General features: G+C 63.6%; 14 protein-coding genes. 10 read left to right on the forward strand and 4 right to left on the reverse strand.

Features of this window, described 5'->3' with window-relative positions:
• Positions 1–10: 10 nt before the first annotated feature.
• From MRS60_RS07400 to MRS60_RS07420, 5 genes are all read left to right on the forward strand, one after another.
• The gene (locus MRS60_RS07400) at positions 11–2,875 is read left to right on the forward strand and encodes a 2-oxoglutarate dehydrogenase E1 component (protein ID WP_034184036.1); all 2,865 of its coding nucleotides are present in this window, start codon (positions 11–13) and stop codon (positions 2,873–2,875) included.
• 135 nt (positions 2,876–3,010) lie between these two features.
• Positions 3,011–4,285, forward strand: a complete 1,275-nt coding sequence (odhB, locus tag MRS60_RS07405) for a 2-oxoglutarate dehydrogenase complex dihydrolipoyllysine-residue succinyltransferase (RefSeq protein WP_034184037.1) — start codon at positions 3,011–3,013, stop codon at positions 4,283–4,285.
• Between the two features lie 83 nt (positions 4,286–4,368).
• Positions 4,369–5,799: a dihydrolipoyl dehydrogenase gene (lpdA, locus tag MRS60_RS07410; protein WP_243565480.1), complete on the forward strand. Its 1,431-nt coding sequence runs from the start codon at positions 4,369–4,371 to the stop codon at positions 5,797–5,799.
• 97 nt (positions 5,800–5,896) lie between these two features.
• Positions 5,897–6,994 carry a cell division protein ZapE gene (gene zapE / locus MRS60_RS07415; protein ID WP_034184039.1) on the forward strand — a complete coding sequence of 366 codons (1,098 nt, stop codon included), beginning with the start codon at positions 5,897–5,899 and terminating at the stop codon, positions 6,992–6,994.
• A gap of 144 nt (positions 6,995–7,138) precedes the next feature.
• Positions 7,139–7,549, forward strand: a complete 411-nt coding sequence (locus MRS60_RS07420; RefSeq protein ID WP_243565481.1) for a transposase — start codon at positions 7,139–7,141, stop codon at positions 7,547–7,549.
• Between the two features lie 103 nt (positions 7,550–7,652).
• Here the strand turns inward: MRS60_RS07420 and MRS60_RS07425 are convergent, their stop codons facing one another.
• The 4 genes from MRS60_RS07425 to MRS60_RS07440 form a co-directional block, all read right to left on the reverse strand.
• Positions 7,653–8,114, reverse strand: a complete 462-nt coding sequence (locus tag MRS60_RS07425) for a DUF2147 domain-containing protein (RefSeq protein ID WP_034184041.1) — start codon at positions 8,112–8,114, stop codon at positions 7,653–7,655.
• 166 nt (positions 8,115–8,280) lie between these two features.
• Positions 8,281–9,966: a ShlB/FhaC/HecB family hemolysin secretion/activation protein gene (locus tag MRS60_RS07430; protein WP_175749339.1), complete on the reverse strand. Its 1,686-nt coding sequence runs from the start codon at positions 9,964–9,966 to the stop codon at positions 8,281–8,283.
• A gap of 144 nt (positions 9,967–10,110) precedes the next feature.
• Entirely contained in the window at positions 10,111–11,460 is a 1,350-nt protein-coding gene (locus tag MRS60_RS07435; RefSeq protein ID WP_131948509.1) for a collagen-like triple helix repeat-containing protein, read from the reverse strand.
• Between the two features lie 40 nt (positions 11,461–11,500).
• Complete coding sequence (locus MRS60_RS07440; RefSeq protein WP_243565482.1) at positions 11,501–13,096, reverse strand: collagen-like triple helix repeat-containing protein; 1,596 nt, start codon at positions 13,094–13,096, stop codon at positions 11,501–11,503.
• Positions 13,097–13,773: 677 nt separating this feature from the next.
• Here MRS60_RS07440 and MRS60_RS07445 point away from each other — a divergent pair.
• From MRS60_RS07445 to MRS60_RS07465, 5 genes are all read left to right on the forward strand, one after another.
• Complete coding sequence (locus MRS60_RS07445; protein ID WP_034184045.1) at positions 13,774–13,947, forward strand: Flp family type IVb pilin; 174 nt, start codon at positions 13,774–13,776, stop codon at positions 13,945–13,947.
• Between the two features lie 93 nt (positions 13,948–14,040).
• Positions 14,041–14,535, forward strand: a complete 495-nt coding sequence (locus tag MRS60_RS07450) for an A24 family peptidase (RefSeq protein WP_034184046.1) — start codon at positions 14,041–14,043, stop codon at positions 14,533–14,535.
• On the forward strand, positions 14,535–15,026 hold the full coding sequence (locus tag MRS60_RS07455; RefSeq protein WP_034184047.1) for a TadE/TadG family type IV pilus assembly protein: 492 nt from the start codon (positions 14,535–14,537) through the stop codon (positions 15,024–15,026). Before MRS60_RS07450 ends, MRS60_RS07455 begins: the two co-directional genes overlap by 1 nt.
• A 95-nt stretch (positions 15,027–15,121) precedes the next feature.
• On the forward strand, positions 15,122–16,021 hold the full coding sequence (gene cpaB, locus MRS60_RS07460; protein WP_034184048.1) for a Flp pilus assembly protein CpaB: 900 nt from the start codon (positions 15,122–15,124) through the stop codon (positions 16,019–16,021).
• A 44-nt stretch (positions 16,022–16,065) separates the two neighbouring features.
• Complete coding sequence (locus tag MRS60_RS07465; protein WP_034184049.1) at positions 16,066–17,397, forward strand: type II and III secretion system protein family protein; 1,332 nt, start codon at positions 16,066–16,068, stop codon at positions 17,395–17,397.
• Position 17,398: the final 1 nt, after the last annotated feature.

Genomic DNA, 17,398 nt, shown 5'->3' on the forward strand with positions numbered 1-17,398 from the left:
TGAGCGTAAAATGTCAGATGTAATGAAGCAGTTTCAGCTGAACTCTTATCTGTTCGGCGGCAATGCTTCGTACGTTGAAGAACTGTACGATGCATACCTCAACAATCCGGCGTCGGTGCCGGAGAATTGGCGAGAGTATTTCGACGCGCTGCAGAATGTGCCTGCAACGGACGGTTCGAATGCCAATGACGTCGCACATTTCCCGATCGTCGAATCGTTTGCCGAGCGTGCGAAGGCCAATGCCTTCATCCCGCGCGAAAGCGGCACCAATCTGGCTGCGGCGCGCAAGCAGGTTCACGTCCAGTCCCTCATCAGCGCCTATCGCTTCCTTGGCTCGCAATGGGCCAATCTGGATCCCCTGAAGCGTCGCGAACGTCCCGCCATTCCCGAACTCGAACCCGCGTTCTACGACTTCTCCGAAGGCGACCTCGACCAGACCTACAGCGCGAGCAACCTGTATTTCGGTTTCGACCAGGCTTCGCTGCGCGATATCGTCAAGGGCCTGCGCGACACGTACTGCGGCACGATCGGCGCCGAGTACATGTACATCAGCGACCCGGAACAGAAGCGCTGGTGGCAGGAGCGCCTGGAGTCGACCCGCGCGACGCCGAACTTCTCGGCAGACGAGAAGAAGCACATCCTGAATCGCCTGACGGCCGCTGAAGGCCTCGAGCGCTACCTGCACACCAAGTACGTCGGCCAGAAGCGCTTCTCGCTCGAAGGCGGCGAAAGCTTCATCGCGGCGATGGACGAAGTCGTCCAGCACGCGGGCAAGCGCGGCGTGCAGGAAATCATCATCGGCATGGCCCACCGTGGCCGCCTGAACGTGCTCGTCAACACGCTCGGCAAGATGCCGGCCGACCTGTTCGCCGAATTCGAAGGCAAGCACGTCGACGACCTGCCGGCAGGCGACGTGAAGTACCACAAGGGCTTCTCGTCGGACGTGTCGACGGAAGGCGGCCCGGTCCACCTGTCGCTGGCATTCAACCCGTCGCACCTCGAAATCGTGAACCCGGTGGTCGAAGGTTCCGCGAAGGCGCGGATGGACCGCCGCGGCGACGAAGACGGCCTGCAGGTGCTGCCGGTGCAGATCCACGGCGACGCGGCCTTCGCGGGCCAGGGCGTCGTGATGGAAACGCTGAACCTCGCGCAGACGCGCGGTTACGGCACGCACGGCACGCTGCACATCGTCATCAACAACCAGATCGGCTTCACGACGTCCGACCCGCGCGACGCGCGCTCGACGCTGTACTGTACCGACGTCGTCAAGATGATCGAGGCGCCGGTGCTGCACGTGAACGGCGACGATCCGGAAGCGGTGATCCTCGCGACGCAGATCGCGATCGACTACCGGATGCAGTTCCACAAGGATGTCGTGATCGACATCGTCTGCTTCCGCAAGCTGGGTCACAACGAGCAGGACACGCCGGCCGTCACGCAGCCGCTGATGTACAAGAAGATCGCGCAGCACCCGGGCACCCGTGCGCTGTACGCCGAGAAGCTCGTGCAGCAGGGCGTGATCACCGCGGAAGACGCCGACAACTACGTGAAGGCGTACCGCAAGGCGATGGACGACGGTCACCACACGGTCGACCCGGTCCTGTCGAACTACAAGAGCAAGTACGCGGTCGACTGGGTTCCGTTCCTGAACCGCAAGTGGACGGATGCGGCCGACACGGCCGTGCCGCTCGCCGAACTGAAGCGCCTCGGCGAACGCATCACGACGGTCCCGGAAAACTTCAAGGTCCACCCGCTCGTCGAGCGCGTGATCAACGATCGCCGCAACATGGCGCGCGGCGACCAGCCGCTCGACTGGGGCATGGGCGAGCACCTCGCGTTCGCGTCGCTCGTCGCATCGGGCTACTCGGTGCGCCTGACGGGCCAGGACTCGGGCCGCGGCACGTTCACGCACCGTCACGCGGTGCTGCACGACCAGAACCGCGAGCGCTGGAACGACGGCACGTACGTGCCGCTGCAGAACATCGCCGAAGGCCAGGCGAAGTTCACGGTGATCGACTCGGTGCTGTCGGAAGAAGCGGTGCTGGGCTTCGAATACGGTTACTCGACCGCCGAGCCGAACACGCTCGTGCTGTGGGAAGCGCAGTTCGGCGACTTCGTCAACGGCGCGCAGGTCGTGATCGACCAGTTCATCTCGTCGGGCGAAGTGAAGTGGGGTCGCGTGTCGGGCCTGACGATGCTGCTGCCGCACGGCTATGAAGGCCAGGGTCCGGAACACTCGTCGACCCGTATCGAGCGTTTCCTGCAGCTGTGCGCGGATCACAACATGCAGGTCGTCCAGCCGACGACGCCGGCGCAGATCTTCCACCTGCTGCGTCGCCAGATGATCCGCCTGTTCCGCAAGCCGCTGATCGTCGCTACGCCGAAGTCGCTGCTGCGTCACAAGGAAGCGGTGTCGGACCTGTCGGAACTGGCGAAGGGTTCGTTCCAGCCGGTGATCGGCGAAACCGACGGCGGCATCGACGCGAAGAAGGTCAAGCGCGTGCTGGCATGCTCGGGTCGCGTGTATTACGACCTCGTCGCACACCGCCGCGAAGCGAAGGCGAACGACGTCGCGATCATCCGTATCGAGCAGCTGTATCCGTTCGCGCACAAGCAGTTCGAAGCCGAAATGAAGAAGTACGAGAACGCGACTGAAGTGGTCTGGGTGCAGGACGAGCCGCAGAACCAGGGCCCCTGGTTCTACGTCGAGCACCATCTGAAGGAAGGCATGAAGGAAGGGCAGAAGCTGGCATACAGCGGCCGTCCGGCTTCGGCCTCGCCGGCGGTTGGCTACTACGCGAAGCACTACGAGCAGCAGAAGGCCCTGATCGAAGGTGCTTTCGGCCGCCTGAAGAGCGCATCGATCGCGAAATAACCGACGGAAGCGAAACGGGAAGGCGCGCGGCGCTTTCCCGTCTCTTTTGGCCTGCCGGGCGCGTCGCGCGCCGCATCGGCCGAAGGAATCGCACGAACCTCGTCACACCCCAGATTAAGCATCCAGGAAAATCACATGGCTATCGTAGAAGTCAAAGTCCCCCAGCTTTCGGAGTCGGTTTCGGAAGCCACCATGCTGCAGTGGAAGAAGAAGCCGGGCGAAGCAGTCGCGCAAGACGAAATCCTGATCGAACTCGAGACCGACAAGGTCGTGCTCGAAGTGCCGGCACCGGCCGCGGGCGTGCTCGCGCAAGTGCTGCAGAACGACGGTGACACGGTGGTTGCCGATCAGCTGATCGCGACGATCGACACCGAAGCGAAGGCAGGTGCGGCCGAAGCAGCGGCGGGCGCCGCCGAAGTCAAGCCGGCAGCAGCGCCTGCTGCAGCCGCACCGGCAGCACAGCCGGTTGCCGCAACGGCATCGAGCTCGGCCACCGCATCGCCGGCCGCATCGAAGCTGCTGGCCGAGAAGGGCCTGTCGGCAGGCGACGTCGCAGGTTCGGGCCGCGACGGCCGCGTCACGAAGGGCGACGCGCTGGCAGCAGGCAGCGCACCGAAGGCCGCTCCGGCCGCCGCACCGGCCAAGGCCGCTGCGAAGCCGTCGCTGCCGGAAGTGAAGGTGCCGGCGTCGGCGACGACCTGGCTGAACGACCGTCCGGAACAGCGCGTGCCGATGTCGCGCCTGCGTGCGCGTATCGCCGAGCGTCTGCTCGAATCGCAGCAGACCAACGCGATCCTGACGACGTTCAACGAAGTCAACATGGCTCCGGTCATGGAGCTGCGCAACAAGTACAAGGACAAGTTCGAGAAGGAACATGGCGTGAAGCTCGGCTTCATGTCGTTCTTCGTGAAGGCGGCCGTGCATGCGCTGAAGAAGTTCCCGCTCGTGAACGCGTCGATCGACGGTAACGACATCGTCTACCACGGCTACTTCGACATCGGTATCGCCGTCGGCTCGCCGCGCGGCCTCGTGGTGCCGATCCTGCGCAACGCGGATCAACTGAGCCTCGCCGACATCGAGAAGAAGATCGCCGAATTCGGCCAGAAGGCTAAGGACGGCAAGCTGTCGATCGAGGAAATGACGGGCGGTACGTTCTCGATCTCGAACGGCGGCGTGTTCGGCTCGATGCTGTCGACCCCGATCATCAACCCGCCGCAGTCGGCAATCCTCGGCGTGCACGCGACGAAGGAGCGTCCGGTCGTCGAAAACGGCCAGATCGTGATCCGTCCGATCAACTATCTCGCGCTGTCGTACGACCACCGGATCATCGACGGCCGCGAAGCCGTGCTGTCGCTCGTCGCGATGAAGGATGCGCTCGAGGATCCGGCACGCCTGCTGCTCGACCTGTAAGCCGAGTTTCACCGCATTGACCCGCTCCCGCACGGGCGCGCGAAACGCGCGACCGTGCGGATGCACAAGAAGAAAGGATTGTCATGTCCAAGGAATTTGACGTCGTCGTGATCGGCGCCGGCCCCGGCGGCTACATCGCAGCGATCCGCGCCGCGCAGCTCGGCAAGACCGTTGCCTGTATCGAGAAGTGGAAGAACCCGGCCGGCGCGCTGAAGCTCGGCGGCACCTGCCTGAACGTGGGCTGCATCCCGTCGAAGGCGCTGCTCGCGTCGTCGGAAGAGTTCGAGAACACGTCGCATCACCTGGCCGACCACGGCATCACCGTCGACGGCGTGAAGATCGACATCGCGAAGATGATCGGCCGCAAGGACGCGATCGTCGAGAAGATGACGAGCGGGATCGAGTTCCTGTTCAAGAAGAACAAGATCACCTGGCTGAAGGGCCATGGCAAGTTCGCCGGCAAGACCGACGCCGGCGTGCAGATCGAAGTGAGCGGCGAAGGCGAAACCGAAGTCGTCACCGCGAAGAACGTGATCATCGCGACGGGCTCGAAGGCGCGTCACCTGCCGGGCATCCCGGTCGACAACAAGATCGTGTCGGATAACGAAGGTGCGCTGACGTTCGACTCGGTGCCGAAGAAGCTCGCCGTGATCGGCGCAGGCGTGATCGGCCTCGAACTCGGCTCGGTGTGGCGTCGCCTGGGTGCCGAAGTGACGGTGCTCGAAGCGCTGCCGGCGTTTCTCGGCGCAGCCGACGAAGCGCTCGCGAAGGAAGCGGCCAAGCTGTTCAAGAAGCAGGGCCTCGACATCCATCTCGGCGTGAAGATCGGCGAAGTGAAGACGACCGCGGACGGCGTGTCGATTGCCTACACGGACAAGGACGGCAACGCGCAGACGCTCGACGCCGACCGCCTGATCGTGTCGGTCGGCCGCGTGCCGAACACCGACAACCTCGGCCTCGAGGCAATCGGCCTGAAGGCGAACGAGCGCGGCTTCATCGACGTCGACGACCACTGCCGCACGGCGGTGCCGAACGTGTACGCGATCGGCGACGTGGTGCGCGGCCCGATGCTTGCGCACAAGGCGGAAGATGAAGGCGTGCTGGTCGCGGAAGTGATCGACGGCCAGAAGCCGCACATCGACTACAACTGCATTCCGTGGGTGATCTACACGTACCCGGAAATTGCGTGGGTCGGCAAGACGGAGCAGCAACTGAAGGCGGAAGGCCGCGAGATCAAGTCGGGCAAGTTCCCGTTCTCGATCAACGGCCGCGCGCTCGGCATGAACGCACCGGACGGTTTCGTGAAGATGATCGCGGACGCGAAGACCGACGAACTGCTCGGCGTGCACGTGATCGGCGCGAACGCGTCGGACCTGATCGCGGAAGCCGTGGTGGCGATGGAATTCAAGGCGGCGTCGGAAGACATCGCCCGCATCTGCCATCCGCACCCGTCGATGTCGGAAGTGATGCGCGAAGCGGCGCTCGCCGTCGACAAGCGCTCGCTGAATAGCTGAGCGCGGTAAGCGCCAGCCGGCCCTTGGCCGGCGCAGCCGTCTCATGACGAAGGCGGGCGGGGTTTCCCGCTCGCCTTCGTTCTTTCCGGTTTGCCCGATGAACGTCACCGAATACTACACGCGCGAACTGACCACGCGCGGCTATCAGTCCGACCCCGCGCAGCGCGCCGCGGTCGATCGCCTGCAGCGCTGTTTTGACGAGTGGGTCGAATACAAGGCGCGCCGCTCGAACGCGTTCAAGAAGCTCATCATTCATCCGGACCTGCCGCGCGGCGTCTACATGTGGGGCGGTGTCGGTCGCGGCAAGAGCTTCCTGATGGACAGCTTCTACGCGGTCGTACCCGTGCAGCGCAAGACGCGCCTGCATTTCCACGAATTCATGCGCGAAGTGCACCGCGAGCTCGAGGAACTGAAAGGGCAGGCCGATCCGCTCGACGAACTCGCGCGACGCATCGCGAAGCGCTACCGGCTGATCTGCTTCGACGAGTTCCACGTGTCGGACATTGCCGACGCGATGATCCTGTACCGTCTGCTCGACCGCCTGTTCAACAACGGCGTGCAGTTCGTGATGACGTCCAACTACGATCCCGACGACCTGTATCCGGACGGACTGCACCGCGACCGCATGCTGCCGGCGATCGCGCTGATCAAGGAAAAGCTCGACGTGCTCAACGTCGACGCGGGCGTCGACTATCGCCAGCGCACGCTCGCGCAGGTGCAGATGTATCACACGCCGCTTGGCGCCGACGCCGATCGCGAACTGCGCCATGCGTTCGCGAAGCTCGCCGCGGTACCCGACGAAAGCCCGATCCTGCATATCGAGAAGCGCGAGCTGAAGGCGCTGCGCAAGGCGGACGGCGTCGTATGGTTCGACTTCGCGACGCTGTGCGGCGGCCCGCGATCGCAGAACGACTATCTCGAACTCGCGAGCCGCTTCCATGCGATCGTGTTGTCCGAGGTACCGCAGATGTCGCCGCGGATGGCGTCCGAGGCGCGCCGCTTTACCTGGCTGATCGACGTGCTGTACGACCACAAGGTCAAGCTGCTGATGTCCGCGGCGGTGCCGGCGGAGCAGTTGTACGTCGAAGGCCCGATGGCGAACGAATTCGCGCGCACGGTCTCGCGTATCGTCGAGATGCAGTCGAAGGAGTATCTTGAAACGCCGCGCCGTATCGTCGATACTTCGCTGACCTGATTGCGATGCTCGGTAATTGGCGCGATTCAAACGTCAATTCCGGTCAAATCCATGCAATCTCGGGGTATTTTCGGATTTGTCTTATATTCATTGTTGAGGTGAGCCGATATCGTTGTGTCATGGTTACCAAGGCTGGAGATGTCCATGACACCGTATCGCGATCTGACCGACCACGAGTGGCGCTGCGTCGCGCCGCTTCTGCCCGAAATGCAGCCGCGCACCGAGTTGCGCGGCCGACCGTTAGCCAATACGCGTGCCGTGCTGAACGGCGTGCTCTGGGTGATCTACAGCGGCGCAACATGGTCCGCCATGCCGCGCCGTTACCCTTCGTATCAGACATGCCATCGCCGCTTCAAGGTATGGCACGAGACGGGCACGTTGTTGAGCGTGATGCGTGAGCTCTATGGCGATTCGGGCGTGAGTCTGTGCAACGAATTGTCCACACGGATGCGCAAGCATACGCAATCGAAGGCAGCGGAGGCGCGTAGCAGTATCGCGCCCGCGTGTCGCGCGCCGAGCGGCTATGTATCGGACACGTTGAAGCACGCGGCGTGATGTCCGTTATTTGCTTCTGCGCCCGCACCAAAAGAAAATCGGCCTGACGACTTTGTCGCAGGCCGATTTTTTTATCGAGCCGCGCGTTTCAGCGCGTGCTGCGTTATTGCTGGCGTACCCAGGTCTGCGAACGGCCGAGCAGCGACACGCCGATGTAACCGCGCACGACGAGCTTCTGGCCGCCGTCTTCAAGCGTCATCTTGCACTTGTAGACCTTGCCGTTTTCCGGGTCGAGAATGTTGCCGCCGTCCCAGTGGTCGCCTTCCTTCTTCATCGCCTTGATGATCGTCATGCCCTTGATGAGCTGATCCTTGCGCTCGTCCGTGCAGGCGGTGCAGCGGCGATCGGGCGTATCGTTCGCGCCGAGGCCCTTGACGACCTTGCCCGACAGCGAACCGTCGCCGTCCTCGGCGATCTGCACGAGTGCCTTCGGCTGATGGGTGTTGTCGTCGATCGTCTGCCACATGCCGATGGGGTTGTCGGCTTGAGCGAACGTGGGTGCTGCGCAGGCGAGCAGTGCGCCGGCGACGGCGATTGCACGCAACGGACGGGTCAGTTGAATCATTGTCATCCTCCTTGTTTTGCATGTCGTGTTCGATTCGCCCGCACGACCGCCTGCATGGGGCGGGCATGTTGCGAGCTTCGCCAGAATACGTGAAACCGCGCGCCACGTTTGATAGAGGGGACTCTATTCGAAACAGCCCGCGTGACGCGAGCTGTTTGCTGACCGATCAGTTGAGCTGATACGAGAATGCGGCGTTAATGCGCGGGCTGCGCGACGCGCTTTCGACCGGCGCGTCGCCAACCGGTTTTGCGACGTTCAGGTCGAGACTGTAATAACGGCTGTCCGTGAACCGCACGCCGATGCCGACCGACGACATGCGGTTCGGCGACGGCGTGCCTGCGTGCAGGTACACGCGCGCCATGTCATACGCGATGTACGGCGTGACGGATTTCAGATACGTCCAGCCCGGCGAGAAGCCGCGGTTGACCTCGAGCGACATCCCCCAGCCCGAGTCGCCCGACGTTTCGCCTGGCTGGTAGCCGAGCGCGTAGCGGGTCGATCCGAACGAGATCTGTTCGGACGTCGGCAGCGAGTCGGGGCTGTATTGCCCGGTCAGCGAAACCGACGTGCCGATCCGGAACGGCCATTCGTTCGTTTGCGTGAAGGTCGCGCCGGTGCGGACGAAGGTCAGCGAAATCGGGCTGTCCACCGAGGTCGTCGTCGTGCCGACGGTCACGTCCTGCGCTTTCGACGCGCCGAGGATGTTGAACCCCTTCGCGACGTTGACGCTCAGCTTCTGTACCTGTTTCGGCGAAACGCTCGTGTAGTCGAGCTGCATCTGCAGCACGCGGACCTGCGAGCGCGTGTCGAGCGTCGCGCCGTTGATCTGGTTCTGATAACGGTCTTCGTTATGCGATGCGTAGCCTGAAACAGTGCCGAGCAGGCTGCGCTGGTTGTTCAGCAGCAACGGATAGGATGCCGAAAGACCGAGCTTCTCGTTTTTGACGGTGCGTTCGACATATGACGGTAGCCCCGGGTTGTCGGTCGGCTTGCCGCGATAGGTGCTTGCGTCGAGGCGTGTGATCAGACCGCTGCTGCCGACGGGTACCGCGCCGCTGAACGCGAAGTAGGTCTGCTTGTCACGCCCCGGCGGCGCCAGCGCGGAGATGCTCAGTTGTTCGCCGAACGACGTCAGGCCGTTCTCGGTCGCGGTGATGAGGCCCTGGACGCCCGGGTGGTTGAAGTCGATACCGGTGCTGACGTTGAACGGCTTGCGGTCGACCGCAAGTTCGAGCGTCGTTGCGCCGTCGGTGGTTTGCGGCGGCGGCACGTTCGCCTTCACCGTGAGGCCGGGCAGCAGGCCGAACGTGTTCACGTAGCGCTCGAACGTCGCGCGGCGCAGCGGGCGATCGGCCGTGATATGCGCAGCGATCGCGCGAATCTTCGGTTCCATTGCGCCGGGCTTGCCGGTGACCTTGACGTCCGACACATAGCCTTCGACGACCGTGATTCGCACGACGCCGTTCTCGAACGTCTGCGCGGGAACGAACGCGAACGACAGCGCGTAGCCGCGATCCTGGTACAGCTTCGTCACGCCGTTGGCGGTTTCGATCAACTCGCCGATCGTGATGTCCTTGCCGACGAGGGGCGTGAAGCGACGCGAGATTTCCTCGAACGGCACCGACTTCACGCCTTCGACCTGGAACGTCGTCGGCGTCAGATGTCGCGACAGCAGCTCCTGTAGTTGCGGTGCCTGGGGTGCGACCTGCACGGTGACGTTCGGGCCGGTCTTCGGTGCGTTGATCTGGGGAAGGGAGTCGAGCGGGTTACCCGCGACGCGCGTTTGTGCATGTGCCGTGCTTGCTGCCGCGATGGCGAGCAGCATCATCCATCTGTCGAGTCTGGATTTCATTGTTCTTCCTCGTAGGCCTTTCTTTTCGTCTTCTTTCTAATGCTGTCGCGCGACACCTGGGTGTCGCGCGACGCGTGCCGCTATGCCGGGTGTATTTGTACGGCCGCGCCGTTCGCACCGGCTGCGAAGGTGCGACCGTCCTCCTTACTTGCCAACGCTACCCAGCGTGCCCAGCAACCCCGTTACCGGTGCGAGCAGCCCCGTCGAACCGCCACCCGACGATGCCGTCCCCGACACGCCGCCGACCAGCGACGTGACCGGTGCGAGCGGGCTCGAGCCCCCGGACCCCGCTGCACCGCCGACTGCCCCGGTGACAGTATTCAGCAAACCGGTGACAGGCGCGAGAGGGTTTGCACTGCCTGCGCCACCCGTTGCGCCGCCGAGCGTGCCCGTGACCGTCGATACGAGATTCGTGACCGGAGCGAGCGGGCCGCTGCTCGTGCCGCCCGTTGCGCCGCCGAGTCCGCCCGTGAGCGAGCCGAGCGGCGTCGAGCCGAGACCCGACAGCAGGCCGCCGAGCGGGTTCGTCGAACCGGAGCCTGATGACGTGCCGTTCTGGACGCCAGCTGTCGAGCCGCCGACGAGGCTCGTGATCAGGCCGGGGATCGGTGCTGCACCGTTCGGGCCGTTCGGGTTGACGAGACCACCCGCGTTGGTCACGGTGTTGCCGACCGCGGTCACGAGTTGACCGACATCGCCGACGAGCGGTTGGTTCGACGTGCTACCGACCTGCTTGCCGGCCGAGCTGATCGCGCCACCGACCTGGCCGAGCAGGCCCGAGACGGGTTGGCCGAGGCCGGTCGTCGTGCCGACCTGTTGCGTGACCTGGCCGGCGGTGATCACGAGCGGCGTGATCGCCGAGCTGAGCGGCTGCGTGACCTGCTGCACGGCACCCGACGACAGCGTCGAACCGATCGTCGTGCCGGCGGCCGTCAGGCCGTTGGCGACCGTGTCGAGCACGGTGCCGACCGGTGTCGTGACGGGAGCGAGCGGCGCGAGCGGGCCCGTGCCGAGCGCCTTGACCGTCGAACTCAGGCCGGACACCGTGTTGCTCGTCGCGCCGACGACATTACCGAGACCGGCAACCGTCGTGCCGACCGGATCCTTCGTCGAGCCGATCTGTCCCAGCCCGTTGCTCACCGCATCGGCGGCTGCGCCGACGATCGTGCCGGTGCTGGCGACCGTGCTGCCGATACCCTTCGTTACGCCGTCGCCGAGGCCCGGCAGGCTGATGTTGCCGACCGTGCTGCCGAGGTCGGTGGCCGTCTGGCCGACCGTGCTGACGACACCTTTGGTGCCGGTGGTCGTGCCGCTGGTGCCGCTCGTGCCGGACGTACCGCTCGTGCCGCTGGACGAGCCGCCATTGTTGCTGGTCGGCGGCGAGCTGACGCCGCCGCCGCCGCAGGCGGCCAGCAGGCAGGCTGCAGCGAAAGCGGTGAGGGGCATGCGCCACTGGCGCAGGGTGGCCGTCGTGAGAGAACGTTGCTGGGACATGGTGAACTCCTCGCTGTCTTGTCGATGAATGGATATCGGTTTATTTGCCGTGCGTGCCGCCGAGCAGGCCGCCGATCAGCGACGTGACAGGCGCGAGCAGATTCGACGACGAGCCCGAACTCGTGACTGCGCCCGTGCCGCCGGTCAGTGCCGGTGCACCGACCGTGCTGGTGACCGTGGACACCGCGTTCGTCACCGGTGCGAGCGGGCTGCCGCCGCCTGCGCCGCCCGTCGCGCCGCCGAGTGCGCCCGTGACTGTGCCGAGGAGACCCGTGACCGGCGCGAGCGGGCTTCCGCTCGTACCGCCCGTTGCACCGCCGAGCGCGCCCGTGATCGTCGAAACGAGGCCCGTGACCGGCGCGAGCGGGCTGCCGCTGCCGCCCGTTGCGCCACCGAGTGCGCCGGTGACCGTCGAGACGAGGCCGGTGACCGGTGCGAGCGGGCCGCCGCTGCCGCCCGTTGCGCCGCCGAGTGTGCCGGTGACCGTCGAGACGAGGCCGGTGACCGGTGCAAGCGGGCCGCTGCCACCGCCCGTTGCGCCACCGAGAGCGCCGGTAACCGTGGAGACGAGGCCAGTGAGCGGTGCGAGCGGGTTGGTCACGCCTCCGGTGCCGCCCGTGAGCAGGCCTCCGACGGCCTTCACGGTATTGCCCGTCGCCGAGACGGTGTTGCCGAGGCCCGTCGTGACAGGGTTGCCGCCTGCCGACGCGAGCAGCGCGCCGGCCTGGTTCAGGCCGTTGCCGACCGTGCCGAGCAGCGTGTTGACGGGTGCGCCGAGGCCGGTTGCCGTGCCGATCGTCTGGGTCGTTTGGCCGACCATCGTCGTGATCGGTGTGATGGCCGAGCTGACCGTCTGCGTGACCTGCTGGATCGGGCCGGTCGACAGCGCGTTGGTGAGGGTGGTGCCGCCGTTCGACACGGCGCCGCCGAGTGTCGACACGAGGCCACCGACGGCACCCGTGACCGGTGCGAGCGGCGACAGCGGGCCGCTGCCGAGACTCGTGACCAGGTTGCCGGTCTGCGTGACTGCGCCGCCGAGCTGGTTGACCACGCCACCCGTGCTGGCAACCGTGGTGCCGATCGGATCCTTTGTCGCGCCGAGCTGGCCGAGACCATTGCCGAGGCCGTTGCCGAGCGCGGTGATTGCGCCGCCGACGCTCTGCACGATGCCGCCCGCGGCTTGCGTGGTGGCCGGGTTGACACCCGGCAGCGACTGGTTGGCGATGACGGTGCCGAGGCCCGAGACGGTTCCGCCGACACCCGTGACGAGATTGCTGCCGTTTGCGAGGACACTTCCCACCGCGTTCGACGACACACCCGAGGTGCCGCTCGTGCCGCTGGTCGTTCCGCTCGTCGAGCCGCTGGTGCTGCCGCTCGTCGAACCGCTCGTGCTGCCGCTGGTCGAGCCACTGGTGCTGCCCGACGTGCTGCCGCTCGTCGAACCCGACGTGCCGCCGGAGGTGCCGCCACCCGACGTTGAGATCGAATCGCCGCCGCCCGAGCTCGAGCCGCCACCGCCAAGGCCCTGGCTGATGGAACCGGAGCCGCCGCACGCGGAGAGGGAAAGCATGGCTGCAACGGTGGCCGCGATCAGAGTCGTCCGGAACACGCCATGAGGGATAACCTTAATGTCCATGTTGTCCTCGCATTAAAAATGTGTTGTGAACTGCCGTTGTGTTGAGTGATGCGAGGACTACTCTGCAACTGTCGTGCCATTTCGATGGCCGACGGTTCGACAACAGGTTTTAAACGAGGCAATTCCTTGTCGGAAAAGGAAGTTCTGGAAATTGAAAGATTGTTGAATCTGTTTAAGCGCAGATGAATGAGAACGGTTTCGGCCGTTTCGTAACGTAACGTCACAACATTGGCGTTACGCGTGCGACGTAACGTGGGGCCCACGCAGGCTTGGTGGACGAGGCAATTGTTTTACTGGTGGATTAGGTGTGCACATCTAACCTATCGTAAATCCTATGTGTAAGACGTACCGAAACACCGTACAAATACGTCGTGCTCACGGTCATTTTTTCGATCCGAGCCGCTAAAAGAGGTTGGAAGTTAAATAGGATCGGATATAGAATCCGGAGCAGATGTAAGCAAATGTACGGTTCGGTACACAACGTTCGAGGAGGGTTGCTATCGCGAATGTTAACTTGCATCAAATCATGAGACATGCCCTTTTGGGCGATATATAAAGAAAGCGCACCCGGTTGTCGTTACAGCAGATGTGGCGAATGGCGCGGGGCAACGGCCAGATATGCGGGGATGTATACGTATAAAAGGCCAAAGAACGTAAATACAGGCACGAGGAATAAAATGAAAGCAATGATGATTCGCTTCCTTCGGGAAGAAGACGGGGTTACCGCAGTCGAGTACGGCCTTATCGCCGGCCTTATCGCCGTCGCTCTTGTTACCGCGCTGGGCACATTGACCGGTGGTATCTCGGGGGCGTTCGACTACATTGCGGGCAAGCTGCCGAAGGCGACTTAACGAAGCGGGCATTAGCCCATCTCCCTGCATTTGTTGAGGGGCGCGGATTGCTGCGGCAATCCGCGTGCGTAATTTTTGCCGCTCGGGGCGTCAATGATCCTGCTTTCCGGCGTCGGGGTTTTCCTCGCGTGGGCGGTGCTTGTCGCGCTCGAGGATATTCGCCACAGACGCATCCCCAATTCGTTGGTGATCGGTGGATTTGCATCAGCATTTTTGTTCTCCGGACATAATCCATTCGGCATTGGCGTGAGTCAGGCGTTCATTGGCGCGCTGATCGGGTGCGTTTGCCTGTTTCCATTTTTCGTGTTGCGTGTGATGGGAGCTGCGGACGTCAAGGTCTTCGCGACGCTTGGCGCGTGGTGCGGCGCGCATGGGCTGTTATGGCTCTGGATCGTTGCGAGTCTGCTTGCATTTGCGCATGCTTGTGCGCTGATTGTCGCGACACGGACGCCAGTGTCCGCGCTTTGGCAGTCTCGTTCGCCGACGATGACAATCGCCGGTTTTCGGTCGTCTCCGTATGCCGCATTTCTCGTCATTCCGGCCGCGCTGTGGCTCTTGTACCGGATCGCGACCGGGGGGATTCAATAATGGCGCTTCGTTCTGCTTACGGGGGGCGGTCTCGCGAACGTGGTGCGACGGCTGTCGAGTTCGCGCTGATGTTGCCGATGTTCTTCCTGATTCTGTACGCGATCATCACGTATGGAATGATCTTTGCCGCACAGCAGAACCTCACGCTTGCGGCCACGGAAGGTGCACGAGCCGCGCTGAACTATCGGCAAGTGGGGGCGGCCGCGACGCAGCAGGCGACCCAACAGGCTGCGCTCGCGGCGCGGGCGACCGCTGCCTGTACGGCCGCGACGAATTTGACCACTTGGCTGCAGGGCGCAACATGCACGCCGACGCAGCAAGGCAATTGCACATACGACGCGTCAATGTACTGCGTGCAGATCACACTGACCTATCCGTATGCAACGCGTCCGCTGATTCCGTCGTTTCCTTTGCTCGGCTCGCTGCTGCCGGTGCCGTCTACGCTTACGGGAACGGCGATGGTGCAAATCAGCCCTGTCAACATCATTTAGAAACGGCGATGGCGACTCGCCAGGTTTCAGGGCATCCGGTCGCCAGCGTAACGCGGAGATTTCAATCGTGAGTAGCGGAAACATATAACAACATCATGGCCAACAATCTGACGAAGATCATTGCGGGCTTGCTGATCGCGATCGCGGTTCTATTAGGTATCTATGCCTGGATGCTCGGACGCAAGCCTGCTGCCATCACACCCGTAACATCGACGGTTGCGATGCAAAGCGTGCCCGTTGTCGTGGCGACGCGGCCTTTGCCTGCCGGCCAGCCGATTCCGGCTGATGCGCTGAAGGTCCAGCAGTCGACCGCCGCGCCACAGGGCGCGTTCGCGGATCCGCTGCCGCTCGTCGGTCGTGTGCCGGCCGCCGATATTCCCGCACAGGCTCCCGTCGTGGCGAGTGCGCTGTCTGCCGGTCTCGCGGAGCAGATCGAGCCCGGCGAACGAGCGGTCGCGATCAAGGTCGATGAGACCAATGCCGTCGGCAATCGCGTGCGACCTGGCAACTACGTCGACGTGTTCGTTAACCTGAAGCGCGACGGGGTAGGCGCCGCCATGGGCGGCATGTCGGCGGCGGAGATTGCAAATACGCAGGCGCGGCTATTGATGTCGAAGATTCGTGTGCTGTCATTCGGCGACGCGACGACGGAACGGGACAGCTCGAACGGTTCCGTCGTTGGCATGCGGACGGCTGTGCTCGCGGTGCCGACGGCGCAGGTTGATGCGTTGACGCTGGCCGAACAAAGCGGCCGGCTCGTGCTCGCTCTCCGGAATCCGCGTGATGACGACGTTGCGACGCAGACTGTGGCGGTTCGCGGGGGCGATGGCAGGAGCCCGTCGACGCTCGCGGCGGCGGGCGTGATGCTCGGAGAGTTGTCGAAGAGCACGACGGCGCCTGCTCCGCGTGCTGTTGCGCGCGTCGCAACGCGGTCCGCGAGCGGCGGCAGTATCGAAGTGATTCGGGGGGGGCGGACCGAAACGGTCGCCTATTGAGCCGGACCAAGATGGAGAAGGGGCGGTTCGATGCCTCCAACACAATGAAAAAGAAACTGATTGCATTGGTTATTGCACTGGGCGCGCTGACTATGCAGCCGCAGTCGTACGCGGCTGAAACAAGCGGGACGATCAGTCTGGCGATCGGTGCCCAACGGCAACTCGCGACCGGGCGCACGCTGCAGCGGGTTGCTGTCGGTGATCCGTCGGTCGCGGACGTGCTGATCGTGAAGGGCGGTCGCGGCGGCGTGCTGCTCGTTGCAAAGAGTGCCGGGTCGACGAACGTGATGATATGGGAGCGAGGTCGTGACGAGCCGACAATCTACAGCGTGAACGTGACGAGCGGCGCGGCGCGTGCATTGCTCGATGGCGCGTCGCCGAATGTGAATACGTATGGAGGCACAACTGTAATCGGCGGCTCGTCGGCGACGCTCGACGGACATCAGCGGGCCGTCCACGCGGCGAAGAGTCTCGGTGGCAAGGATGGGACGACGCTCGACGCGTCGACAATCGCCGGCAAGAACGTCGTCCAGGTCGATGTGCGTGTCGTCGAATTCAGCCGTTCGGTGCTGAAGCAGGCGGGCCTCAATTTCTTCAAGCAAAGCAACGGTTTTTCGTTCGGAGCATTTGCGCCGAGCGGACTGACGTCGATTACCGGTTCGCCGGGCAGTTCACTCACGTACAACACAAATGTACCGATCTCCTCGGCATTCAACCTCGTGGTGAATTCAGTATCGCACGGGCTGTTCGCCGATCTGTCGATTCTCGAAGCGAACAATCTCGCGCGCGTACTCGCGCAACCGACCCTTGTCGCACTGTCCGGCCAGAGTGCAAACTTTCTTGCAGGCGGCGAGATCCCAGTACCCGTCCCGCAGTCGCTCGGTACGATCTCGATCGAATGGAAGCCGTACGGTGTGGGACTGACTGTCGCGCCGACCGTGCTGAGTCCGCGCCGCATCGCCCTCAAGGTCGCACCGGAATCGAGTCAGCTCGACTTCGTGCATTCGATCACGATCAACGGAATCCAGGTGCCAGCATTGACGACGCGACGTGCGGACACGACGGTCGAGCTTGGCGATGGCGAGAGCTTCGTGATTGGCGGATTGATCGACCGCGAGACAACCTCCAATGTGAACAAGGTGCCATTCCTTGGCGATTTGCCGATCATCGGTGCGTTCTTCAAGAACCTGAGTTATCAGCAGAACGATAAGGAGCTCGTGATCATCGTTACGCCGCATCTCGTCGCCCCGATTGCGCAGGGCGCGCAACTGCCCGCGACGCCGGGTGAACTGTCCGAGCAACGTGATGGTCCCGTGTGGCGCTCCTATCTCGGCGGTTTGGCATCGCCGGATGCCGGCCCGGGGTTCTCGAAATGAG

This window comes from Burkholderia pyrrocinia, assembly GCF_022809715.1.
Classification (GTDB): Bacteria; Pseudomonadota; Gammaproteobacteria; order Burkholderiales; family Burkholderiaceae; genus Burkholderia; species Burkholderia pyrrocinia_C.